At 40.8% G+C, this 26,417-nt stretch carries 15 protein-coding genes; all 15 read right to left on the bottom strand.

Translation table 11 applies throughout. From position 1 onward, the window contains the following. Positions 1 to 102: 102 nt before the first annotated feature. Positions 103 to 1,887 (bottom strand): alkaline phosphatase family protein, encoded by a 1,785-nt coding sequence (locus tag ABIN91_RS01330; RefSeq protein ID WP_348047638.1) that lies wholly within the window; start codon positions 1,885 to 1,887, stop codon positions 103 to 105. 34 nt (positions 1,888 to 1,921) lie between these two features. Beyond that, entirely contained in the window at positions 1,922 to 3,529 is a 1,608-nt protein-coding gene (locus tag ABIN91_RS01325; RefSeq protein ID WP_348047636.1) for a DUF5008 domain-containing protein, read from the bottom strand. 53 nt (positions 3,530 to 3,582) lie between these two features. Continuing rightward, a complete protein-coding gene (locus tag ABIN91_RS01320) occupies positions 3,583 to 4,287 on the bottom strand; it encodes a fasciclin domain-containing protein (RefSeq protein WP_348047634.1) in 705 nt (234 codons plus the stop codon). A 10-nt stretch (positions 4,288 to 4,297) separates the two neighbouring features. Next, positions 4,298 to 5,818, bottom strand: coding sequence for a RagB/SusD family nutrient uptake outer membrane protein (locus ABIN91_RS01315; protein ID WP_348047632.1), 1,521 nt, complete (start codon positions 5,816 to 5,818; stop codon positions 4,298 to 4,300). An 11-nt stretch (positions 5,819 to 5,829) separates the two neighbouring features. After that, positions 5,830 to 8,955 (bottom strand): SusC/RagA family TonB-linked outer membrane protein, encoded by a 3,126-nt coding sequence (locus tag ABIN91_RS01310; protein WP_348047630.1) that lies wholly within the window; start codon positions 8,953 to 8,955, stop codon positions 5,830 to 5,832. 28 nt (positions 8,956 to 8,983) lie between these two features. Then, positions 8,984 to 10,081, bottom strand: coding sequence for a DUF5007 domain-containing protein (locus ABIN91_RS01305; RefSeq protein WP_348047628.1), 1,098 nt, complete (start codon positions 10,079 to 10,081; stop codon positions 8,984 to 8,986). Between the two features lie 34 nt (positions 10,082 to 10,115). Then, positions 10,116 to 11,342, bottom strand: coding sequence for a carbohydrate-binding protein (locus tag ABIN91_RS01300; RefSeq protein ID WP_348047626.1), 1,227 nt, complete (start codon positions 11,340 to 11,342; stop codon positions 10,116 to 10,118). Between the two features lie 18 nt (positions 11,343 to 11,360). Beyond that, entirely contained in the window at positions 11,361 to 12,950 is a 1,590-nt protein-coding gene (locus ABIN91_RS01295; RefSeq protein WP_348047624.1) for a RagB/SusD family nutrient uptake outer membrane protein, read from the bottom strand. Between the two features lie 35 nt (positions 12,951 to 12,985). Further along, positions 12,986 to 15,841 carry a SusC/RagA family TonB-linked outer membrane protein gene (locus ABIN91_RS01290; RefSeq protein WP_348047623.1) on the bottom strand — a complete coding sequence of 952 codons (2,856 nt, stop codon included), beginning with the start codon at positions 15,839 to 15,841 and terminating at the stop codon, positions 12,986 to 12,988. A gap of 965 nt (positions 15,842 to 16,806) precedes the next feature. Continuing rightward, complete coding sequence (locus ABIN91_RS01285) at positions 16,807 to 16,947, bottom strand: TIM-barrel domain-containing protein (protein ID WP_348047621.1); 141 nt, start codon at positions 16,945 to 16,947, stop codon at positions 16,807 to 16,809. Between the two features lie 651 nt (positions 16,948 to 17,598). After that, positions 17,599 to 20,052 (bottom strand): glycoside hydrolase family 95 protein, encoded by a 2,454-nt coding sequence (locus ABIN91_RS01280; RefSeq protein WP_348047619.1) that lies wholly within the window; start codon positions 20,050 to 20,052, stop codon positions 17,599 to 17,601. Positions 20,053 to 20,168: 116 nt separating this feature from the next. Continuing rightward, complete coding sequence (locus tag ABIN91_RS01275) at positions 20,169 to 21,047, bottom strand: ROK family protein (RefSeq protein ID WP_348047617.1); 879 nt, start codon at positions 21,045 to 21,047, stop codon at positions 20,169 to 20,171. A gap of 989 nt (positions 21,048 to 22,036) precedes the next feature. Beyond that, on the bottom strand, positions 22,037 to 23,635 hold the full coding sequence (locus tag ABIN91_RS01270; RefSeq protein ID WP_348047615.1) for a glycoside hydrolase 43 family protein: 1,599 nt from the start codon (positions 23,633 to 23,635) through the stop codon (positions 22,037 to 22,039). Between the two features lie 444 nt (positions 23,636 to 24,079). Then, positions 24,080 to 25,696 carry an alpha-L-fucosidase gene (locus ABIN91_RS01265; protein ID WP_348047613.1) on the bottom strand — a complete coding sequence of 539 codons (1,617 nt, stop codon included), beginning with the start codon at positions 25,694 to 25,696 and terminating at the stop codon, positions 24,080 to 24,082. A gap of 8 nt (positions 25,697 to 25,704) precedes the next feature. Continuing rightward, positions 25,705 to 26,417: glycoside hydrolase family 97 catalytic domain-containing protein (locus tag ABIN91_RS01260; RefSeq protein ID WP_348047611.1), on the bottom strand; the 713-nt coding region annotated here is incomplete at its 5' end.

The raw sequence follows: 26,417 nt of genomic DNA, 5'->3' as shown, positions 1-26,417 counted from the left end.
GTTAAAACTTGTACAACCTGCATATTAAACATCAAACACCTGGCGATAAACTTATACCACCAAGTGTTTAATTATAAATTAAGAAAGGGATCAAAAAATTAATTAGTTATTTAACCAAACCCGTCCATTAAGTCCCCAACTATCTGGCGGTGCAATGGTAAGCCAGCTTAATATTTGCCTTGGCATATCAACGTTACGCGGAACAAGGGACGAAAGGAATGTTGTTGATGGAGGACAAATTATATCATTTGCGGCAACCCATTGTAAGGGGGCAGCGGTACCAACAACTTGAATATTAAAATCATTATGTGCTATACTTTGATCATGTATAACAGTTCCGCTGCCATCATTTCCGGGCCAGTAACCAATTAGATAAGGGTAAAAAGGGTGGGTGTTGTCAATTGTTGTATTGCAAGAGTACTGGCTGATAACCCCATCTGGTAAATTGGCCTTCCATATTCTGATATCGCTTATAAACCCATCAAATGTATTGGTTAAATCTGTTGGGACAACGCCCAGTTCTAACGGTGCCGTAGGATCATCAATACCTACAAAATTATCAATATTGGTATCACCGGTAGGCCTTGCATTATTATTCACACCATCAAGCAAAGACCTCATATATCTATGGTTGGCGCCATTAACAAACATGGTGTAAACAACAAATGCTAAGCTATGCCAGTTACCATCTGTAACACTCGCCGGCGCATAACAACTAATAAAATTAGTTGTTGGGTTGCCTATAATAAGCCGGTAGCTATTTCCCTCGCGGTTAATAGCCCACCCGTTTGTGCTTTTTTGGGTTTTACTAAGTCTTTTACCCATAACAATCGGCCAGTTATAAGTGTAAGGCGCCGTGCCTCCTTTGCTATTCATCTTAACCTTAAACTCTATTGTAAATGAAGTTGTATCGCCAAAATTATAAGTGGTTCGGTTAACATCTGTAACCGCTTTTACATAGCTTGTTGGGTAAACACCATTGGCAGCGGTTGTAGGGTTAGCATAAAACCGGCAAAAGCTACCTGTATACTTATTCCCGGTATAAGGCTTATCAATTAGCTTGGTTGTATAGCTATCGTTATAAATAATAGTAAAGGTACTTGCTATAGGATAACTCAAAATAGTATTGTCATTTTGCGCGGCGGGTATTGTTGCCGGGCCGCCATGATTGGATGTAACTATTACCAACCAATTTTCTTTTGCATAATTTTTTCGGGCTTTAAGTGCGGTTAGCATTTGGCCCAAATACTGATCAAATTGAAGAACCGCTGCTTTGTATTGCGGAAAAGAGTTATCGTACCCGTAAGTTGCACCCGCTGTATTAACACTGTTAAACTCTCCAACTACTAAGGTTGACGCATCGTTACCTAACTCTGTAACCACAGCCGACCTTACGGCCGAATCAGCAGCGAATGTTTGGCTAACATCGGCCCCGGCAGTAAGGTTAGTTTTAAACGCGGCTGATGCGGAAAATGCGGCGAGGCGGCTATTTGGGCTTATGGTTTTTATCCGGCTAAATATGGAAGGATACTGTGTAAGGTTATTCCCCGCGAAAGTATTATCGATCACTTTATGCTTGGCCTTTGTAACTCCCGTTAACATATCTGCCCATCCATTACCATCGTTGCCAAGGCTATCACTAACTGAATACCACGAATAAATAGATTTGCCTATAAGCGAGTTAATGTTGGGTGCATTAGCATCACGTACAGACCAGCCCCTTGCGCCGTCAACTATAATATATAACACTTTAGGGGCCTTATATGTGTTTGTAGAGTCGCTGTACGCGGTTGTAGGTAATAGCTTGTCGAACTTTTTATTACATGACACAATGGCCACACATATGGCCAGGAGTAAGAACGCTCCAATTTTTCCGTATATTTTCATTTTTTTATTATTTAAAAAAGGTTTTTAATTTAAACTATGGTTCAAATACAACGCGTGTAATATTATTAACCGGTAACCCATCTATCTGACTAAAGTTACCCATGAGCATTACTGTTACCTTTCCTGATGTGTTTGTTGTTTCCAATACATCATTTATATAACCAACAAAATCACCCAATGTATTGTAACCCGCTGCCAGGTTACCCGTTTGGTCTAATACCATAAACCCGCGGCGCCTTACATTATCATAGTTAACAAAGCCCCCGCTTACTATAACCAATCCGTTAGATAATTGCTTTGCAAAAGTAGGGCCCCCTTCGCCACTAAAACCTTTCGACGTAAATGTATTATCTAATGAGCCATCAGCATTCAGCATAGCTATGCCATTTGCCGGCTGTCCGTTAAATGTTGTAAATGCCCCGGTTATAAAGTATTTGTTAAATATTGTGTTATACGATATAGAATATATCGCTTTATCGGTGCCGGAGCCTGCATTAAAATTCGGGTCAATGCTCCCATCCGTTTTTAAACGAACAATATGTGTGGCGGGAATACTATCAAATTTTGTAAAGTTTCCTACTAAAACTAACTTTCCATCAGTCTGCATAAAGCCATCCCGAACCGATCCGTTACCTCCCGGAAAACCGCTATGTGTTGTTGTGCTGTAACGGAATGTTGAATCTAATGCACCGTTATAATCTAAACGAACCACTTGGGGAACAGTACGATAAGCGTAAGTTATTCTGGGTCTTAATGGGTTCATAAGCGAATCATAGACATTATAATAATAATCTTTGAAACCTCCGATAGCTGTTATTTTACCCTGATAATTAAATAGTTTAGAAATAGATCCGAAAATCTGCCCCCTAAATGTAGGCACTGCTTTCTTTGTCGTGGTATTGTACTGAGGAACCAAAATAGAATCGGGAGTACCATCTAAACCAAGCCTGGTAATATTTTGCATATTAATAAGGGTAGATTTTCCTTTGTTAAAGAAAAATTTATCGAAATTGCCAGCAACAAATAGATTAGTTCCATTAGACACTATGGTGTTTAAAGCACCGGAAGATCCATTTGATTTGAAACTAAAATCGTAAGCGCCATCCTTAGATGCAAGTACCAAATAATTAATTGGATTAATTACGTTCTTAAAATCAAAATTTGTAAAAGCACCCACTATCATTAAGCGACCATCAATTAACTGTAGTGCGGTATTAACCGTATTGTTGGCGCCATTTAAAGTTATAAATGCTGGATCGACACTAATTTTGCCTAATACTTTAAACCTCGGCCCGAAAAAAACCTGATCGTCAATGGCCATTGTTGCTATACCTGTACTTGCGGTTGCGGGTACAGTAACTGTAATGGCGGCATCTGTAATGCTTACAATTTGTGCCATCTGGCCATTAAACATAAACTTAAGTTTATCTTTATAAGGTAAAAGGCCGGTAGCGGCAAAAGTTGCATTTGTGCCAATTGCACCCGAGGTTGGTACCGGTGGCACGGTAAGACTAAGCTGAACACCCAATGCGGCCTTACCACCGCTATACGGGTTATCAAATGTCTGAGTTTTTGTACAAGCACTTGCTGAAGCAATGACAAGGGCTATTAAAATTATTTTTAAATATCTTAATTTCATCATCTTTTTATTTTTGGGTTTTCACCTTCCGTATCTTTCTAAACAGCTACAAAACTTTATCTTGTGGCATAAACATCATTCACAAAATCCAAATTAAATCCAAAAGTGGTATAATCATTCAGCGTGTGAACAACCCCGTTAGTTGGTTTAATATCTGACGAGGATATATAATTAGTATACCAGTATAGCGGTTTATTAAGATCGGGGATATAAGATATCACCAAATGCCTGTATCCGGCATATTTAATACCATTAACATCGTCATAAACAACCCCTATATTTAGGATGTCGTTACCATATGAATAATAATCCTGCCCGGGATAAAGCGCTTGGATATTAAGATCTAACTGAGGATAATCATTAAGTTTATTAGCGCCATGAAACATATACCGCTTTAGGTATTTGCGCCATATAGAAGGGCTAACTTCAGCAAGCGTTTTGATGGTATCCTTACCATTGGCATATAACTGTTGGTTTGTAAAAAGTATGATCCTTGCGATAGAATGATCGGTTGGCGCAAAGAATGTCATATCGTCCTGTTGAAAATTTTGCTCCAACCCGGCCATTTTTATTACTGTGGCTATAGTATCAAAATAAAATGGTTTTGCTTGCAGATACTGAAGCATATTACCCTTGAAATTAGGGTCGGATAAACCTCCATCAACATAATAATTGTTCTTTTTACATGCCACAAACATGAGAACCAGCGCCGAAAGAAAACAGAACACGGCCCTTTTGGTATATTTTAAATAAGCTTTCATCTTTTAATTATTATTGCCAGTATGTATTTAAACTCATGTATGGATTATTATAAAGTGCCGAAACATCAATTGGCCATGTCCATCCCCCCTTGTCAAACTGATCCTGGGTCAAATAATTTGGTGTCCATTGCGAATTAAGTATTCTGCGGGTACGTATCAGGTCAAAATACAAGTAGCCCTCACCCATCAGTTCTTTACAGCGCTCATTAAAAATGGCATCCTGCAAGTCTTGGCCTCCCGGCCCGGCATAAGCAGGAGCGCCGGCACGTGACCTGATCATATTAAGCATTTTTGCCGCCTCAGCGTCGTTTCCTAAACCGGCCAGCGCTTCGGCCCTTAACAAAATAGCTTCGGCATACCTGAACATAATAAAGCCCCATTCTGGTACGCCGGTAGCCGGAATAATACTGCCTTTAAACTTAAGGAGTTGAAAACTTCCATTCTGACTAAGCCAGGTATTGTCAAACCAAAGATCAAAACGTTTATCAGCGATACCTGTAGGATATAGCCGCTGCAAATAAGTGGCCAAAAAATATGCATTGCTCGAAGTATTGTTACTATTAGGGGATCTTAACATCATTTCGCCAAAAAAGGCCCTGACATTAGGTGCTCCCTCATAATTAACATTTTGTGCAAACTCAAAAATACCTTCGGTACTTTTTCCGCGCATAACCTGGTCAAAGTTTTCTAATGGTAATAACTGATATGTGTTACTTGCAATAATCTCAGCTCCCAGATCGGCAGTATTTTGGTAATACGTTGCCTGGTTGGCTTGATCAAAACCGGCATTCCACATATTCATGTTCATGAGCAAATCATCAGCCGCGCCCCTGGTTGCCCTAATGGCTAATAAAGCCGGATCAGGATAGGCTACAGGCAGATCATTTTTAACTGGCGCCAGTTCAGCAATGCATTTGTTTAATACAGTAACAAAATTCATTCGTGGCAGCGGGTCCTGTTGATATGGTTGCGTATAATAAGTTACATCTCCATATATGCGCACCATATAGAAATAGGTAAAACACCTTAAAAATATAGCTTCGGCCATGTAACGTTTTCTATCAGCCGCGGTTACGCCCGGCACACCTTTATTAACCCTGTCATACATAATATTCGCGTCTTGTATAACACTATAAAACTCATACCATTTGGTTATGTTAGATAAGCCTATTCCACTCCATGCTTGTGTCGGATCAAGCACTCCGCCATTGCTGGCCCTTAAATTATTAGCCGCAAATGCATTGTAAACAAGGCGTAAATTCTTCTCACCGGCTGAATTGTTATTAGCGACCGTAGCAGGCAAAACATACCCCGCCCGTAACTCACCAATTGCAGGCATAAACTCTGTAGATGTTAGTTTATTCCTAAATTGCGCATATATGTCTGTTGCAAACGCATCAACATCAGACTGCGACTGCCAAAAAGTAATTCCGCTAAGTTTATCTATTGGTGTAACTTCCAAAAACTTCTTACACCCATATTGCCCTGTACAAACAACGACAATCAATAAACAAATTAAATATTTTTTCATACTCTGATTTTCTAAAATTCAAGATTTAAACCTACATTATAAGTGCGGGAAACAGGATAACCGCCAGAAACATCCCAACCTGCTCGTGTTACGTTTTCGGGATTAGGCCCTGCATATGGTGAAAAAGTTATCACATTATTAGCCGAAGCGTATATCCTCAAATTAGCCAATCCGAGTTTATTGATAAACTGTTTATTAAAATTATAACTAAGCGTAATGTTATTTATTTTGAAATAACTGCCGCTTGCCATAAATAAGCTTTGCTCCGACCTGTATGGATTAATAGCTCCTGTACGGGTATAATCAAACGGGTTTGGATAAGCTGCCTGATCACCAGGCTGTTTCCAATAATTAAGATCCGTTATTGGTAAATACACACTGGTACCAAAAGGGTTATTTACTAACCTTAAACGAGAGGCAAGCGCATCATTTATAATATCGCGCCTCAATGTAAATGAACCATTCATGTTTAAGCCGAAACCTTTATAATTCACATTGGTATTTAATCCTCCGGTAACTAATGCCTGTGAGTTACCCATTGCTTGTCTGTCATTATCATCTATAACATAATCGCCATTTTTGTCATTCCATATCGGATCGCCGGCTTTAAAAAAGGCGGTTGTACTTGCATTTGTGCGCATTTTAAGGCCAGTAACCGGATCAACCGGAACCTGAGCATCGGTAGCATATACTCCCTGGTAATTAAAAATATTATACGAATATGTATTTCTTCCGGCTCTTAAAACTGTTGTTCCAATAATGATCTGATTTTTGTTTCCTGGTAGTTTTGTTAAGAAATCCTTATTTATGGACCCCTGAGCTGTTATATTCCATTGAACTTTGCTTGTTTTTGAAAGCGGCCTCAATGTTAACACAAGCTCATACCCATAATTAACCTGGCTGGCATCGGTACTTAATAAGTTGGCAAAACCATCAGTTGTTGTAACAGGGGTTACCCATGGTATATTGGTAACTTGTTTAAAATAGGTATTGAAAATAAATGAAAACTTATTGTTAAACATTGTCATATCAACTCCTAAATTATAAGTAGTATTTGTAGTTGGCTTTAGCACGCTATTAGGTAAAGTTGTATGGTTGATCCCAATGCGATTATAGCCTTCATAAACACCCGTGGGGCCATATTGCCCATATATAGAATAAATATCTGCGGTAGGCCTGATAACCTGCCCATAGGTTAAACGAATATCACCCGCGTTAAGCCAGCCGCTTTCATTCGCAAAAAACTTCTCTTTATCAAAATTCCATCTAAAACCTATACCAGGTTCTTTTTGAAAAGGGCTATCAAATCCGGCAAGAGACGACCCATCAAGTCGGTAATTAAGATCGAGGATATATTTTCTCTTATAATTATAACTAAATAAACCTGCGAATGATAAGGTATGTTCATTGTGGAAACTTTTCAGCACACCGCCACCTCTTGAAGCCCATGTACCGTAACCCAGCGGGCCCAGCAATTGATCGTTTGCAAGCCCAACCTGATCAATATAGCCAGCCTGAAAATCTTTAGCCGAGATCTCATTAAAACCTTGCAGAAAAAAACTGTGGCCCCTAAGATCTTTATTATAAGTAAAACCGGCACGATTATACAAGTTAGCATTACGATCGTTGTACGAGTAAACTTGCGATCTGTTATTATTTGCAGCGGCAGGATATTCTGTATCCTCTGCACTGGTTGAGTAAGAATAACTTCCGGTATTTGTTAAACTGAAACCTTTAAATAATTGATAACCCAATAAAGCGCTGGCGCTAAAAGTTTTTGTGTCATTATTGTCCTTTACAGTTAAATCGTTAGCCACGGAACTTGTTTCCTGAAATAAGGAAGGCCCGGGCAATAAAGATGATGCTGTTGCATTTGCAGCTACCCCGGTTTGTAAAAGGCCCTGTCCGTTTCCATTATTTCGTTTACCCAGGCCCACGTTAAAAATAATTTGCGCATGAAATTTATCATCAGGCCTATAATCCATGAGCATTTTCATGGTATATCTTTTAAAGCCGGTGTTTCGGATAATACCGTTTTGAGAAAAATAATTAAGGTTGGTAGAGTAATTAAACCTGGTGTCGCCGCCATCGATACCTATGTTATGCGATGTATTGTATGTAGATACATAATAAATACCTTGCCAATCAGTCGAATTTCTATAATAGGCATTCAAACTATCAGATAATATCGGGGTACTTGATACTTTCAGCAGATCGCTATAAGAACCGTTGGCTAAAATCTCTCGTATTTTGGCATCTCTTTCGGCTTTACCACCTAATGTTGTACGCAAATTTGGTGGAGCCGTAACAAAATAATTACCGGTATAACGCACCTTTGGTTTTTTTGAATTCCCTCTGCGGGTTTGAATAACAAATACACCATAAGCTCCTTTTGAACCGTAAGATGCTGTTGCCTGCGCATCTGTTAAAACTTCAATACTGGCAATATCTTCTACCGGGATTAACTGAAGCGGACTTACACCGCCGGGAGAATCAAAACCAAAATCAGCAGCGTTATCCGCGTCAATTGGAATACCATCAATTACAAACAGAGGAGAGGTAGGTTGTAAAAACGAGTCGCCTCCTGACCCTGATATACCTATACCTGTTAATCCCCGAACCAATATGCTACCACCATAGCCTGGCGCGCCGGTATTTACCTGTATATTAACCCCCGGAACCTTACCCTGTATAAGTTCTATCGCGTTTGACACAGGTACATCCTGAATCTCTGAACCCGATATGGTATACGATTGACCGGTGGTCACTTCTTTTGATCGCGAAACATATCCCCGTAAAACTACTTCGTTTAATGAGGTGCTACTTGATGCCATCTCCACGTTCAGTTGGGTTTGCCCGGCATTTAATTTTACTTTTTTATCTTTATAACCAACGGAGTGAAATATAAGCGAAGACTCAGCCGGAACTGTAACCGAAAACTCACCATTATAGCTAGTTGCACTTAAACCTTTGGGCGGCGTACCATCTAATGAAATACTTACCCCTATTAAACTTTCTTTGGTTTCTTTATCCGTAACAACACCTTTTACAGATATTCTTTTTACTTGTGCCGCCAAATACTGAGGCATAACCAAGCAAGTTGATAGCATTAATATTAGTAATAATTTTTTCTTCATTTTCTTTCGTTCTTAAACTTCTAAAACATTAAAACTCGTCCTGAAATCTTGGAGTCTCTGTACGAAATTGAAAATCAATTTCCCAATCTCCCTGTCTGTATATGTTGAAGTTTAACCCCATATTACCAGTTTCTCTGATACCATTAAAACCTAAACGGGTATAACTAAACAGCGCCGTTGCCTGCGACCCATCTTTAGTGGTATATTTTGTTGGTAGTATAACCAACGGAATTGGATAAGCGACATCATAACGCACATATTGGCTGGTCATCTGCATATTAAAGCCATGTATCAATGTGGCCCATTGGGTATTATTAAAAAGGGCCGGGTTAATCGGGTTTTTATTGGCGTCTAAAAATTTAAACGTGAGCGAATTACCATCTCCTGTTCGTTTAAACCTTACCCAAACACTGCTGGAAATACCATGATTGGCGGTGTTATTAGCTAAAAGATTTCTGCTGGTTACACCAAGCATTCCATTAAAAACAGATGGCAAAATAGAATCTGTTTGTGTGCCGGTTACAATATCACGGTTAGAGGGTTCGTAAGGGCGCTCCCTAAGTGGATTAATCGTAAGATTTTTTATGGTACGGGTTCCACCGGTATTTGTAACCTGAACATCAAACAGATAGCCGGCGGTCACTGACCCTGTAGCTTGCAGCCTGGGAACCAGCGTATTGGTAGATGAGGGCCACAATATTAATTGCCCGCCCCCTCTGGCTTCAAATAAGGGATGATTTTCCAGATGGCGCTTGGCTTCAATTTCTGCAACACTTGCTTCCGATCCGGTGTAGGCGCCTGTCCATACCAATGTTGGTACCGCTTGTGTCAGATCATTTGATGGCGTCCCGATGGTAGCCTTAGTTACCGGGTCAACCGTTCCATCGTTGGCCCGTACATTTACAATTTGGAAACTCAGCGGTTGGGTAGAGCCATCTGCGTTGAAAACACTGTATAAGTTTAACCTTCCAATTACTGGTGAAAAAGTAGTCGTAGTAAAGTTTATTTGTTCACTTAAATAATCTTTATCATCAGGCACACCATACCATTTTTTACACCCGGATAACACACTCAATGTTACCAAAGGTAAAATGAGCAGGTACCGGTATTTATATATCTTATGCATATCGTTTATTTTAGATTTAATATTTATAAAAAAATCAATTAACACGTGTAAAAACAAAGTTATTGAGTTGAATATCAGCTGTTTCATGAAAGAAACGCATTAAATGATTACCAGCCGTTAGATGTACACCCGGACTGGTTATCGGTAGCCACTTCCACCAACCTTGCCCACCTAAAAAAGTAAGGGTGCCGGTTACGTTTTTATAATCAACGTCTATATGGAAACCCATAGCGTGAACTGGGCTACTAAGATTACCAACTCTTGATGTTATAGTATAGTTACCTTCTACAGGTACATATATCGAATAAACAAGCCATTCGCCGGCTGCTGTCCAACCGAGAGAAAGACTTAAAGGATAAGTGCCATAGGCATCAGGAGTCTGATTAGCAACAGGAAATTGCGCATCAAGATCCACCCCATCACCAGGGCGGTAACTACCACTCGGGCCGTTTTGCTTAGCATCAGCGTCATGATATGCTACACCTTCTCCCCCCAAATCATAATCTTCTGCTTCGATGGTAGTCATGGCGCCTATGGTTGATGGCAAATAAAATGGCCCCGAATAACCGGCTGGCCTGTATATACTTTTATCAAAGGGTGTAGGAACAGGTTTGGTATATTCTCCAAAACCAAAAGGGTGCGTTGATTCTAAAACATGTATAACACCATTATTGGTACGTATATTAATTGAATTTGCTGTGGCCGAAACCCATTTACTTGTAAAAAGGCTTTTCTTAGTATCCGAAAACGTTAATATACCCGGGCCACCGCCTAAAACACCTGTAGCATTGGCTGTGCTTAGTTTAGCATTCATCGGATAATTATATCTTACCCCATTTAGCATAACGCCATTCGTAAACGCCAATGAATCTGCAATATAAACGCCCCTGATAATATATCGGCAAACCATACTATCTAAAAGATTGATCGTGATGTCGTTTAAGTATACGGGAGGTTTGCCCAGCAGTTTTCTGCCAATATTTAATTTACTTACAACTTGCTGAAAGCTCGCGTTTGATACAGCAAACAGGGTAACCTTATTTTTTTTAAGTGAATCTGTAAGGCCCAACTTATTAACAACAAATAACAACGAATCATACACACCCGGCTTACTTACCAAATAATCGTATGTGGTACCATTAAACGTGCTGGCATTGCTAACATATTGATAAGCGCCGTTATTTTTTTTACAGCTTGCAAAAAGCATCACGCAAACCACTAATAGGATTATATTATGGTTAAATTGTTCTATTTTTTTCATAATGATTGGTTGCTTTTATTAATTCCAATAAGGGTTTTGTACCAACAACGGATTTTCACTCAATACAGATTGGGCTATAGGCCAATAAATGGCGCCATTTTGAATCATCGTGTTAAATACCGGATCGTTATTTTTAATTTTTTTATACCTTATCAAATCATACCACCTGTGGCCCTCGCCCATTAACTCTCTACGCCTTTCGTCAAATATGGCATCTATCAACGTACCATTTTTTGTAGCATCATAAGCCAGCAACCCACGGTTTGCCCTGGCCGCGTTCAATAATGTAATAGCATCAGCAGTATTTCCCAAAACAGCATCAGCTTCAGCTAGCAACAGTTCCATATCGTCGGGCCTTGTAAAAACTGTCGCGCTACCAAAAGCTGCTATGGAGCCATTAGAACCCACCCCATTTAATGTGTTCAAAGGGGGGTCGTGATTTGTAATTATGAATACTTTAGTAAAAATTGGGAAAGTTCTGTCAAAGGCGCCAAAATATCTGTCGGAGGATGGTTGGTTAAGTATAGGGTCGATAGAAAAACGGACATCATTAGCTTCCTTAAAAACAGATAATATAGAGTCTTTAGGTACATATATTGCCGGTAGTGCCTTATTGGTAATATAAGGAGCGGCGAGTGTAAGTTCTTCCAATGCTCCGGTAGTAGTGCTTTCGCCGTTTACAAGATTGTGTGAAAAACCAAACACAATATTGTATTGATTATTTCCACTCTCGCCCCTAAACATCTGGCGCATTTGGTCAATATTCAAAAAATTCATACCCTGTTTTATGGCTGTCATAGCGCCTAATTGCATGTTATCAAGTACCCATTTAGCGCAAATGGCAGCATCAGCATATTTACCCTCCCAGGCATAAACGTGAGCCAGTATAGCATAAGCAGCGTGCTTTTTTATAGGCTGCCAATCTATATAAAAGGTGAAAAAGGTGGCGCCTTTTCTTGGTTGTTCGGGCTGTAGTGGATCTGAATTATACACAACAGGTACATCAGGAATAACCGCTAATAATTCTGATTCTACAAAAGTAAGTACGTTCTTTTGCGTTTCACGAGGCTTATGATCAAACTGGCCATCGTGCGATGTGATAATTAACGGCACATCTCCCCATATACGAACCATATAAAAATAGATGAACGCTCTAATGGCACGTACATTAGCTATATCTAATTTAAGATCTGAAGGAAGATAAGTAGGATCGGTTTTTAATATATTGGGCGCACGCTCTAAAAATATGTTGGCGGCATTGATAGCCGCATAAAACTTTGTCCAATTTGATAAAGCGTCCAAAAGAGGATAAGTAGCTTTAAGCTGGTTGCTTGAAACCGCTTTCAGATCAAGGCGCGTTACGCTTCTAAAATCGCCGCCCCTGCCTTGAATGGTTCGCAAATCACCATAGATCCAGTGTCTGTCATTATCATTAAGAGCCGCTCTGCTTAAACCAAATACGCCAATCACTCCAGCCTGGGCGTCCGCCGCTTTAAGCCACATATTATCCTCATTTACAAGGCGGGTGGATTGCACATCCAGTACCTTATTACATGAAGTACTTATCATGAATAAAGCAATTACTATCAGTATTATACGAATTTTCATTATATTAATTTTTTGATAAACAATAAACCTATTTTTTATAAATCCATTTTAATACCCAGGGTATAAGTGCGCGGAATAGGCTGGCCATACCCTGTATCATACCCTTTATAGTCAACCAATTCCGGGTCGCGGCCGGTATATGGTGTAAGGGTAAATACATTAGTTACACTGGTATAAATTAAAAATTTAGTGATCTTTGATTTTTTAAATAGGCCCATCATATCATAGCTTAATGATACCGAGCGCAGTTTTATAAAAGAGCCATTTTCAAGGAACAGATCCTGATCTGTACGATAAGGAATTACATCGCTCCAGGGGTTATAAACAGGGTATTTGCTATAATCGCCCATTTTTTGCCAAAAAGTAATTTCTTTTACCGAGTTGATATCATTGGCGCTTTGTTGGTTAATAAAATCAAACCGGTTAGCCATAGCCTGGTTTATAATATTGCGGCCAAGGTTATAATATAGGTTAACACCTAAACTCCAGCTTTTATACCTAAAATCATTATTGATACCACCCGATACAACAGGTAAGGAATGCCCTTGTAAAACCTTGTCATTATCATCAATATTATAATCACCATTCAAGTCGTTCCACTTAGGGTCTCCGGCTTTTAATGGGATACCATGAAAACTGAGTTTGGCACCCCCATTAGGATTAACAGGCACTTCGCTATCCCTATTATAAATACCCTGATTTTGTAATAACCAGTATTGATCAATTGATTTGCCAACTTGCAATAACCTTGAGTTTACACCGGTACCTACAACTAACTGATTAATACCACCGGGCAGAGCTTTTAACACATTACGATTAAAGTTGAAACTGATTGAAGGTGTCCATTGAAATTTACTCTTCGCAGGCAATATATCAGCACTTAGTTCAACATCAATACCCGAATTGTTTACACTCATGCCGGGCATAGCCGCATAAGCATAACCATAATCGGCATTAGCCGGAACATTAATAATTTCGTTCTTATCCGTACGGGAATATAAATCAACAGATGCACGAAGGCGGTTATGCCATAAGCCCATATCCAAACCAACGTTTTCTTGCTCTGTATAAGCCCATGGAATGTTATATCCAACCCAACCCAGATTATAAGGCCTGTTTAAAGGCGCAAGACCCTGGTAACTTCCAATACGGGGTTGGCCGGTAAAACCAATATCAACCGTATATTGTGGCCCTGCCGCATATCTGTCATCTTGCTGAACACGTCCTACACGGCCTATACTCGTCTTTAAAGCAAGTTCGCTGATCGCTGATCGAGCAGGAAGCAAATCGTTTTTGATATTCCACTCTCCTGACAAAATTGGAGATAAGAACCAACGGCTTGTTGGTTGTTGATTTGAAGACCCATCTCCGCGTAATAATAGCGACAGTTTATACTTATCTTTATAATGATACCCTGCCCTGGCATAATAAGAAAGCAGGTTATTTTGGGTTTGATCAATAAACCTAAAGGTATTTGTAAATAAATACCCTCCTGAATTTGCAGTGGGAGTCGCAAAAATATTTGGTTTAGGAGTGTCTTGTATATTGAGCTTAATATAATCGCTTGAACCATTGTATGCATAACTATAATCATAACGGTATCTATCCAATTGTACTGACTGCCCGCCTTCGAGGTCAATAAAATGAGTGTTATGCCACGACAGGTTATAAGCAACCTTATTGTCCATGATAACACGTTGATTGTATCCAAAATAATTAGATACATAATTATTCGTTTCAAGCAAAGTACGCGGATAAAAAATATCTCTGTAACCTCCGCTATAATCCGTTGAAAAGGTTGAAATAAAATTAAATTTCCCAAAAGTCATTTTTGTCACAAACGATGCGTCAACAATATTGGTTTTATTGTTATCGAACGCTTTATCGTACTCTCTAAGAAATTGAGCGTAGTAGTCTTTATTAGGTGATATAGGATTAGTTAGGTCGGGCAGGTACCTCACTTCGGCAAACCGGTCTCTAAAATATTTATTCCTGTCGCGCCAAAGCTGGCTGGCGCTCATGGTTGCTGTAAAGCTCAACCATTTTGTCGGCTTCATATTTAACATAAATGAGGCGTTATAACGACTTAAACCCGAAGCGTCGGCCACGCTGTTATCACGCAGGCTACCAACAGCCGCTCTAAAATTAGCGTTATCTACCCCACCGGTAATACTAATATTCAAACCATATTGCAGGGTGTTTTTGTAGTACAGATCAGTCCAGTTTGAAGGGCCATAATAAACAGTATAAGAAGAATCTCTTAAATAAGCCGGAATGTTCTGGATTTGATCAAAAGTGGCATATTTTGTATAAAACGGTTTCCTAAAGGCATTTTCATCCGCACCGTTAAGTGTAGTTACAGCATCGGGCGTTGCAAGGCCTATATAAGTATTAAAAGAGATCTTCTTTAAATACGACGCACGCTTTGTTGTGATAGATATAATACCGTTTGCCGCACGGGGGCCATATTTTCCGGATTCAGAGAGGTCTTTCAATACTTCAATAGAAGCAATGTTTTCTGGGTCGATATTTGCCAGAATATTTGTTGCGGGCCCTATCCTGTTAAAATCATACTGTTGAATATCATAGGCGAACGGATGGTCGTATGATATAACAGGTATACCATCAACAACGATGGTAGGCTGCGACTGGAATTGATCCTTCGCAGAAAAGACAGGCATTGATATACCTCTGATAAATAAGTTTTGTACAGTACCTGGCTCGCCGCTTGGCTCTGTACCATAAACACCAGAAACTTGTCCTTTCAAAAACTGCTGTAATGATACTACAGGCAACTTTGATATTTTTGAAGGATCTAAAAAAGTTGAGCCGGCATCTATTATTTTCGGGTTGGCTTTTTTAGGAGCGGAAGATTTTTTTGATGAATCCAAAATGGATTTACCTTTAATAACCGTATCCTTTATTAAAGTACTGTTAAGATTATGAATTGAAATCTCAGAACTTATGTTCTTGCTTCCCATTCCGAAACCTAACCCCGATAGTGCGAAAAGGCACATACACAAAAAGGTAAAAAAACGCATAATTTATTTGATTTAAAACGTAGGCGAAAAAATTAATAACAACTAACCATTTCCTTGGAAACTATTTTAGCAACATGTATGGCTATCAATCTATCGATGTATTCATTTGCAAAAACTTCATCAAACTTTTAGAATCATATCGCAGCCGGTATTACCTTTTGGTTCTATCGCGTTTTTTTTGAAAAAAGAGACAATAAAAGGCACTCTACCCGATTTGGGTATGTTATGTTGGTCTATCGTTAAGAATTAAAAGTGTATGATTAAAGTTACCCCTGGTTTTAGGGGATTTCAAGTTGAGTTATTTTTTCATCATAAATAGTTTAAATTTCTAGGTTTAGTTAATTGGTTTGTCTTGGTCCCCCAAACAAAAGTGAAAATGCCATCATCGTGACTCACCATCGGTTTGGATTAGTTATGGTTCTATAATTTATAAAAGTTCAGGCTTTAATTCATCAAAGAATTAAACTGGTTTATCTGGTCATCCAGAAAATAAGTCGATTTTTTAAAAGGACTTACTAAATCGGTTTAACAAATATCATATGAAATTTAAAGATGAGAGGGGGACAATCTGCCCTATAGGGGGGGGCAAAATGGATTAAAAAAGCATTTTAATCCATAGCTACATATCATAGAGCACATATACCGTCACGTTGGGCAATGTGACGCAATGGCAACCAATTAAACACTTTATGAAAATACCGGCTGCAAGGGCGGCGCATCCTAAATTTAACGTAACTAAATGGCCTGTCAAACATTGATAGCAATTTTGCTTTTTTGACATGAGGCCATTAATTATATTGACGAATAGCTCGTGTCTACCACGATGAGGTTATATCGCCCGACCAAGTGTTGGCTCCGTAACGTTGTTGTCCCACGAACGCGGACCGTATAAGTATAAATACACGCTTTTTTTCTGTAGTCGCACGCTGGTGTTGCGATACCCCGCCTACCGTCATCAAGGGAAAGGCATTCCGCACTTTTCGGAAAGCCCCCGGTTAGGTTTTGATATCAAGATCCGAAGGTTTAAATTGAAGATGATCAGATTCCGTAGAGTCCATCCACCAGCCGTCGATACCAATTGAAAACAATCCCTTATTCATGTATTTCCAAGTAAATATCCCGCGCTTCAGGATCATACGCATCATAAGGCTTTAACCCTGAAGGATAATCGCGGTTTGGCGGCCATTTCAACACCCAATTCGGGCCAGGTGTGAAAGTCAGGCAGCATATTTTTAGATTTCAATTCCTTATAAGGCAAAGTTTCAGGGCCAATGACGCCCATACTGAAATGATCATGTGCGCATTGAGGGCGCTAGGAAAATCCGTGTTCAGGAAATCCATCGCGTTTCATAGATAATTATTCCCCCAATATTGCCAGACTCTCCCTTTAATTGCTCTTGCATCCTAATACCCGCTATTACTTTATCTTATCTTTTAACGGCAACTGTAATACTAGATAAGACGAAAGATAGGGCGATTTTCTAGGCCGCTATCACCAGGTTCAGTTAACCATTTTCCCCAAACATTTTTTTACGTTGTTTAACATATCGTTCGTCAACAGTTTTATAAATAAAACCCAAATTATCTGAGATCTCGTGAAGGATCAATTAGAATGCGGAAAAATGATAGGACTTGCCTCTTTCTGTCTCAAATGACATGATATAACCGTGGTCATCCGCTTCTTTTTTTACGCGGATCCCTTTTCCATAAAGAGGTATCAAAGATCTGATCGTGCATTTTTGGCCGATCAATGATTTAATATCTGCAGTTACAATTTTACCGTTGGCCCATTTGATATTGACTTCGAAGCCATTTCTTGCCTTTAAGCCTTTCACTTCTCCATTTTGCCATGCCCCGGGCAAAGATGGTAACAAAAAGATCTGGCCGGTTTGGCTTTGCAACAGCATTTCTGTCATACCGGCTGTCGCTCCAAAATTACCATCGATCTGGAAAGGTGGATGTGCATCAAAAAAGTTCGCATAAGTTCCGCCACCAACAACACCAGCTTCTCCGTCCGTAAACCGTAAAATATCCCGGATCATTTTATAAGCGTGGTCGCCGTCAAAAAGCCTCGCCCAGAAATTAATTTTCCATGCTTTGCTCCAACCGGTCCCTTCATCTCCCCGAAGTTCAAGTGATGTTTTGCAGGCTTGCGCTAATTCAGGGGTCGTGAGCGGTGATATCTGATGCCCGGGATGCAATCCAAATAATTGAGAAACATGTCGATGATGTGGCGCTGCCTCTTTATAGTCTTTGGACCACTCTAATAACTGGCCTTTGCTCCCGATCCTTAATGGGAATAATTTGGATCTTTTTTCTATCAGTTCCCCGCGGAAATCCGCATCGATCCCTAAAACACGCGAAGCTTCGATCAGGTTGGAAAACAGGTCCCAGCATATAGACATATCCATTGTGGATGCAACGGTAACACCGTAGGCCTTTCCGTTAAACAAAAATTGGTTTTCGGGGGAAGTAGAAGGTGCAGTGACCCAAAAACCATCCTTTTTCACTAACCAATCTAACGTAAATAACGCGGCTTCTTTCATCACAGGGTAGGCCTTTTCTTTTAAAAAAGTCCGGTCGCCTGTAAACAAATAATGCTCCCATAAATGCTGACAAAGCCAGTTACCACCCATATACCAATTTGCCCAGTTAGGTGCACCGCCTTTATTACCTACCGCATTGCTCAGGCCCCAAATGTCGGAATTATGATGTGCAACCCAGCCCCGGGCATGGTAATATTCTCCGGCAGTGACTTTCCCGGTTTGTGCCAGCTCTGCGATCCAGTTAAGTAAGGGTGCATGCATTTCCGAAAGGTTGGTCTGTTCCGCCAGCCAGTAATTCATTTCGGTATTGATATTGATGGTGTAGTTCGACCTCCAAGGCGCACGAAGCTCTTTGTTCCAAAGGCCCTGTAAGTTTGCCGGCGCCCCACCTGGTCGTGATGAAGAGATCAGCAGGTAGCGCCCGTATTGATAATATAATTGCTCCAGCTTCGGATCGCGACCTCCGGCAGAATAGGCTTTCAGGCGTTCGTCCCAGGGTTTCGTGTCCATGGCTTGACTTGATTGATCGGTATCCAAATTCAGTGAAACCCGATCGAAATAATGCCGGTAATCTGATTCGTGCGTTGATTTCAACTGCTCGTAGGATTGCCCAAGTCCACGATTCATCAAACTGTCCGTAATGGCTTTTTCGTTCTTCCCTTCGGTGTCAGGGCATTTATTGAAACCATTAAAACTGGTAGCTGCCGCGAGATACAAGATTACCTCTGTAGCGCCTTTGACATGAATTCCGGATGTATCGGTGCTTATCGTCCCATCCTTCAATTTGGCTCTTAAGTCTATTCTAAAACGCATGCCGCTACATGCAGTGTCCGTCAATTGAATGTCCTGACGGCCCTTTTGGTTATAATTACCCTGGGCAGCGCGGTCCGAAGCCTTGCCATCCAGAACGAAATGATCCTTCGCCAATGCGCTCACGGATCTGGCCAGCAGGCTTTTAAGTTTTAGGTCAAATACAAGTGCTCCTGTTTTCGACGAACTTAATTTGATCACCAATAAATTAGCAGGAGTGGATATGAAAATTTCCCTTGAATAGGTCACCCCATCTATAACAAACCGTGTTGTGGCTACCGCGTTATTTAAGCTTAGATCCCTGTAATAAGCTAAAGGTTCTTTTTTTCCAAAGTCCTGGCGGATCAGCAGATCTCCAAGAGGCAGGTAACTTTCACTAAAATCTCCCTGCATTTTACGGGATAAGGCCTCCGCTGTTATATAATCTTCGGTAAACAATGCTTCGCGAAGTGGCTGCAGATTTTGGAAAGCGCCGGGGTTCGCATTGGCTTTCACCGGCCCACCCGACCATAAAGAACCCTCATTCAACTGGATCAGTTCTTCATCTGTACGGCCAAAGACCATCGCCCCTAAACGACCATTACCCAAGGGCAATGCTTCAACCCATTTTTGCGCGGGTTTATTATACCAAAGCGTTAGATTCTTCTGGGCCCAGGCCGCATTCCAGGACACCACTATCGCAACTATGAATGTTATTTTTTTCATAAAAAAAGGTGATTTTTTTTTCAGTCATTTACAATTTCAACTGGCTCAAGCCAGCAACATATTTATTAAAATTGGATTCTGTTGATCCTTCTAACAGCACCCTGTGCTCCGATCTCCTAAGAATTTCGCATTATTTGTTCATATTGGAACACCGCCGCCGCACCAATTAACGGTGCTTGTTCCCCCAAAGTGGCGAGTTCGATAGGCACATTTAAATGTTTCCTGAGATAGGGTAAAAAAAATGGGGCGGCTTTGGCGATATTGCCGCACAATAACAATATATCCGGTTTAAGTTGGTCAATGGGTGAAGCTAAAAAATCCACCATGTTAATCCCAAACTCACTAAATATCATCTTTTTGGCGATATTATCCATTTTCATCTCCGAAAGTTCCTTTACACCGTTAGAAAGCGACATTCCGGTCATCTCGTAATAGGTCTTCAGGAACCAACGGGTGGAAAAATAATCATCGGCGATCGTGTCGTTGAATGCCTTGCTGCCCAGGTTCAAGTCCCTGCAATAATTGGATGCAAATTGCGCGGAGCCGAACCCTGTTCCCAGCGTGACCCCCATGACGTTCGCATATCCTCTTCCCGCCCCGGCGAAAAACTCGCCCGCGATCGTCGCTTCCGCGTCATTCCTGAAACGGACATTCTCTGGCTCAATTCCAAGTTCTTCGGCAAGGAGTTCACGGATATTTAAGCCATAAATCGCTTCGTATTTATCCAATCCGGTAATGTACGATATACCGTTCGCATAGTCGAATGGACCGGGCATAGCCAGCGCAACCTTTTCCACCTCGAAACCGCCTTTTGTGTTCGCAAGCTTCATAGTTTCCACCCAGGCCTGCCTAATATCTGGCCAGGTACCTTTGGCGTTCACTTCCTTCCTGGAAAATGTATCCCGTATAACGCTTTGATCATTAAGATCGACGATCGAGGTGGTTATATGTGAGCCGCCGATATCGGCGCAGGTAACGTAATTGATGTTATTCATATGGTAAATTAAATTTGGAGCTCTGTCTGTTTCTTTAGAAAATATAAAAAACAATACCCGATGCAACGCTTATGGCACCGCCAGATAGTGATTTTTCTCAACATAATTGGGTTTTAATAATTGGTTATTAAAGTAATAGGTAAAGGACTATCGATTGTAACAAGTAGGCCCCACCCCAATGACTTGTTATTATTGTTTTCAAAACTATATGCAATAAAAATATCGGGATAGCGGCATAAGCTTCCAAAACAGGGGACAAAATGTACATTTTGACTAAAAAAGTACTCAGTTGCGGTTTGAGGTTAAAACGGAACCGGATCTCCGTGTATCTGCACGAAAATATTCTGAGAAATATATTGAACCGAGTTTTATAAAGATTTACAAAGGACATTTATCCTGTCCGCTTACCTGAACGTGTATAACAAATGACATATGCCTTGCCAATCCCTCCAGAAACTAATTGTCAATATTTAAAGCAATATTCTATGCATACAACATGGTTTCAGGTTCGTGCCAAGCGCCCTAATGTCCTTTATTTCTTTTTTCGTTGTATGGGGGCTTAGGCTGCGCCCGTCTGAAATATTGATCCAGCTCAGTGATCGGTTAAACCCTGGGCAGCACTTCCAAGACACAAAGGGAAAAAGAAAACACAAATTTCGTGTCTGCATCATGTTCTCTTGGGTTTTATCTTTTGCCTAAACGTATTGCAACAGTTGGTGACATTGATGAAAAAAAAATATCCCTCAAAAGTGCTACGGTTGCCCTGAAGGCAATAACCAGAACAGTACCGCAGGAGATTACTACCACCAAAATACATGTCGTAACAAGCATGAATTTGATGTGCCTAACGAAGATGATATAGTAGTAGACGAATTTAAAGCAGCTTACTTCTCCATTTTATTGCATCGTCACCGCTAAAATGATTTAAACGGGCGCACAGTCTCCTTAGCGCATCCGTCTACCCTCATTTAACTAGGTTTTCATGGGTTTTATTTTTCCTGGGAAATGGAATCTGTTATATGAAAAAAGTCGAAGTCGGCCGCCCCTCCTATATTTTTTGTAGCATAATTAAACAACGCAAAACGATAGCCCATGAAATGCGGGAAGGTATAGGCCATTTTTAATTGTGTGCCCAATGGTATCCATGTTTTCCCGTCCAGGCTGTAAAAAAAATTGGCCACGTCTTTTCTATTCGTAAAATTGCATTCCGCCTTAAAGTATACTACCTTTTGGTTCAAGGGGATTTTTTGTGCTTCTACAGGTTTTCCGGTACTTGCATTGATCATCACGACAGCTTTGCTATCCCCGGTTATTTTTACACCTGCCAACCCGTAATTTCTTTGCAAAAGGCCCAAACCCGCGAAATCACCATCTTTCATATTAGAAATGTCGAGCGAAACTGTCCCAGAGCATACCGGGCCAATAGTCCGCTGCGTTAATGAATTTCGTGCCATCACGAAATCGGTGTCGATCCTGCCGGTGGTGAGTCGTAAATACCCTTTTCGCGCTGTAACAGACCACAAGCTATTATCCGGGTTGTGGTTCCATTGCCAAACCAGTGGTAAGGCCCGTTCGCCTTTTTTACGGAAAAAATCGTCTGAAGCAACAATGCCCGGGATCAAACCTTTACCGGCCGGCAGGTCGAGGGTATCGCGCACTTTGCCGTTAGTGCCCAAAACGGGCCACCCATCCTCCCACTTTACAGGGACCAAATAAGGAATACGGCCCACCGAGCCATAATCACGGAACAAATAAGAATACCAGTCCCCATTTGGCGCTTCGACCAATCCACCTTGCGCCACACCCAGATCCTGGAGGCCAATTCGTCCTTCGTACGGGCCGGTGATCTTATCTGCCCGGTGTATGATAACAGTGCGTACGTGGCCCGGTGGCCATGTAATATTGAAAAGATAATATTTGCTGTTTATCTTAAACAGCTGAGAGCCCTCCGGACCGAGGCCGGTACCGCCCGAAGGCACGTTTGCTTTTTTAATAATAACCTGGTCCGTTCCGCCAGGCTTTATACCGGAAAGATCGTCCTTTAATTCAATTAACCTTAAATCTCCGCTCCCGCTAATCATATAAACCTTTCCGTCATCATCAAAAAACAAGGAGTGATCACCCAGGTCGGGGGCAAATGACCTGGCTTTCCATGGGCCTTTTTCGATGTTTTTAGTACTGTAAATGTGCGTTTTGCCGGTATTTGCAGAAAATGTGCTTACATAAAAGGTGCCATTATGGAAACGAATAGAACTTGCCCACGAACCCTCCCCATATGCATTTTTTCCATTTGTGAGATTCATTGCGTCAATGTTTGCTAAAGTATCATATGCATAACCCACCGTCTTCCAGGTCACCAGGTCGTTCGACTTCATAATCGGCACACCGGGACTCATGTGCATCGTTGTGCTGCTCATGTAATAGCTATTGCTTACACGTACTATTGATATGTCTGGTACATCTGCATAAATAATGGGATTAGTGGCTTTTTGTGCGTATAAACGCGTAAGCTTAGGGTCTTGCGCTTTCAAGCTTGTTGCGGTGAACAGGAACAGGTACAAACTGAAAAGGGGTAATAGCTTTTTCATCGTGGAATTTAATATTATTAATTTTTTTTTCATTTTTTTACAAGACCAACGGCATAACTGCAATTTCTATCTTGCATAATGCGAACTACTTCTTCCGCAATTGATTCCCGTCTTTTAATGTATGAATTGCAAAACGCACTTCATAATTATCAATGATTTTCCCATGGTCATAATAGCACTATATCTCGTTTTAAACACGTTTCCGTTCGGCGAATGTCTTATTATTACAGGGATCTCCTATTTTAAACTGACATTTGCCCAGTCAAAACTGCCGAAAACCTGATCTCAATTCTGTATTCCTTTTCCTGTTTCTACCTTAAGGTATCCTGGAAGGTATCCTGGAAGGTATCCTGGAAGGTACAACCTGATACGGATCTTTATTCAGTAATGTATCGCCGTTGATAATTACTACCGGCACATTCTAACCTAAAACTAACATTCCTGTTATTTTTGAACTTTATATACCATTGCAATATCGTTCGGGACTGTTTGAGGTTTTTTGATCATCAACGAATCAGCGTTTTGTTCCCAATAAACTGCCTCTTTACTGCCAAGTATTTCAATTTTTTTGATCTTACTATCGTCCGCGTTTTTACCGAGCGACTTTATTAAAATATCTTCGGTAGGAACGCCAAGCGTTGTAACATAAAGAATATTTCCTTTTTGGTTGAAACGTATATCTTTTGCTGATAATTTAACTTTCCCTTCGTTAAAGCCCGGCCCATTTATTGGATTAGAAGCATCTACCGAGGGTCCTTCTCCAAAAACTTTCCACGGACGTGTGCCAAATATGCTTTCGCTGTTAATATCCATCCAGGCAGCAATGCTTTCCACAATCGCAACTTCTTTTTCGTCTATAGTTCCATCGCCGCGAACAGGGATATTAAGCAGAAGATTGCCATTTTTGCTAACAATATCAATTAGCATTTGAATAACTGTTTTGGCAGACTTGTATCCATTACGTTCATATAACCCCCTATCATAATGCCAGTTTCCAATACAAGAGCATGTTTGCCATGGATTAGCCTGTGCATTATCCAGTACGCCGCGCTCTACATCCCAAACCATACATTTCTTTTCCTTATCTGTAAGTTTTTTTCCAAACAAAACCGCTTCAAGTTTTCCGTTGTGCGTAGCCATACTTTGGTTATAGTAATTGGCTGCAATTCTTAATCCTACATCGCTTGCCGGGTAAAGGGGGAGGCTTGTATCATCAAAATAGATCAGATCAGGATTATATAATTTGATCAGTTCCATAGTGCGATCGTAAAATTTTTCGCAATACGCCGGTGAGGGCCAGTTCGTTTTATCTTGCCAATCCCAATCAAGGCCTTTGCTTAAATGATGATTCTGGGCATACAATTCCTGAGGATCAAGCCCTTCCCACCAGGTATCTTTTCCATCTGCTTTTGTAAGCTTGCCATCATAGGGCAAGCCAGCAAATTGGCCACTTTTATCCGAACCCTGCGAGGTTTCGTAGAACATCCATGCATGAGATGCATGAACACTCAACCCAAATGGAAGCGCATGTTTTTTCGCTGCTTTCGCCCAACCTGCAACAATATTTTTTTTAGGGCCAACACGAACTGAATTCCATTCCTGGTATTTACTGTTCCATAAGTCAAGATTGTCATGGTGATTGGCCATGGCAAAAAAATACTGTGCTCCTGCACGTTTATACAGTGCCACAAGCTTCTCCGGATCCCAATTTTCGGCTTTCCAATCGTGTATTACTTCCTTAAAACCTGCTTTGGAGGGATGCCCATAATGGGCTTCCTGCCACTTATAATAATTGGAGCCCTCTTCATACATACCACGGGCATACCAGTCCCCTTGCTCTGCCTGGCATTGCGGCCCCCAATGCGACCATATGCCAAATTTTGCATTACGGAACCATTCAGGTGTTTGATAGGAAGAAAGAGAATCCCAAGTGGGTTTAAATGGCCCTGGAGCCATAAATTCATGGTTATTAAACATGATGTCAGCAGCATTAATATGCTTTGCTAATGCCACTGCCGGAATGGAAGCTGCCAGATGTTTTAAAAGTTGCCTGCGTTTCATATTGTTTTTTATTTAAATGTGTTTGAGTTTTTCTCACTGATCAACCCTGCAAAACCACCCATCGGAAGACATTGGATTTGCAGCGTATCTGATTTTTTGACACTTACGGTTTCACTTGTAATGGCCTTTGTGTCTATTCCATCTTTGAATATTTGGAAAGAATAGTCTGAGTTGCCTAAAAAGTTAAGATCAAGATTGAGCGTTTGCGGAGTATTTTTCCCATTAAGCCCTGCAACATACCAGAGTTTGCCTTTTCTCCGGGCTATAACAACCATTTCACCCGGATAGCCGTTGATCAGCTTCGTTTCGTCCCAGGTGGTCGGGAAATCCTTTAGAAATTTCCGGGGTTCTTCGGGCAAAGCATAATAGGCGGAAGGCCGGTCTGCAAAATGCTGTAGCCCGGATTCAAATACCACGGCCAAAGCCAGCTCATGGGCAAAGGAAGTGATATGCGGGTGCTGCGAATCGGAGAACGTTACCGGCGTGTAATCCATAGAGCCTACTATATTCCGTGTAAATGGAAGAGTAGTGTTATGCGCGGCTGCCTTATCCGTTAGGACGTTTTTATTATTATACCATTCGGCACCGTATACGGCTTCGGTACTCATTAAATTGGGATAAGTACGGGCCCATCCGCGGGGTATGGTAGCGCCATGAAAGTTAACCAGCAGATGGTACTTTGCGGCATCTTCCAGAATATCCATATAATATTTCATCATAT

Origin of the sequence: Mucilaginibacter sp. (assembly GCF_039921305.1) — a bacterium.
Taxonomy (GTDB): Bacteria; Bacteroidota; Bacteroidia; order Sphingobacteriales; family Sphingobacteriaceae; genus Mucilaginibacter.
The sequence above is the reverse complement of the archived record's forward strand: the minus strand, read 5'-3'. Positions and strand labels throughout refer to the sequence as shown.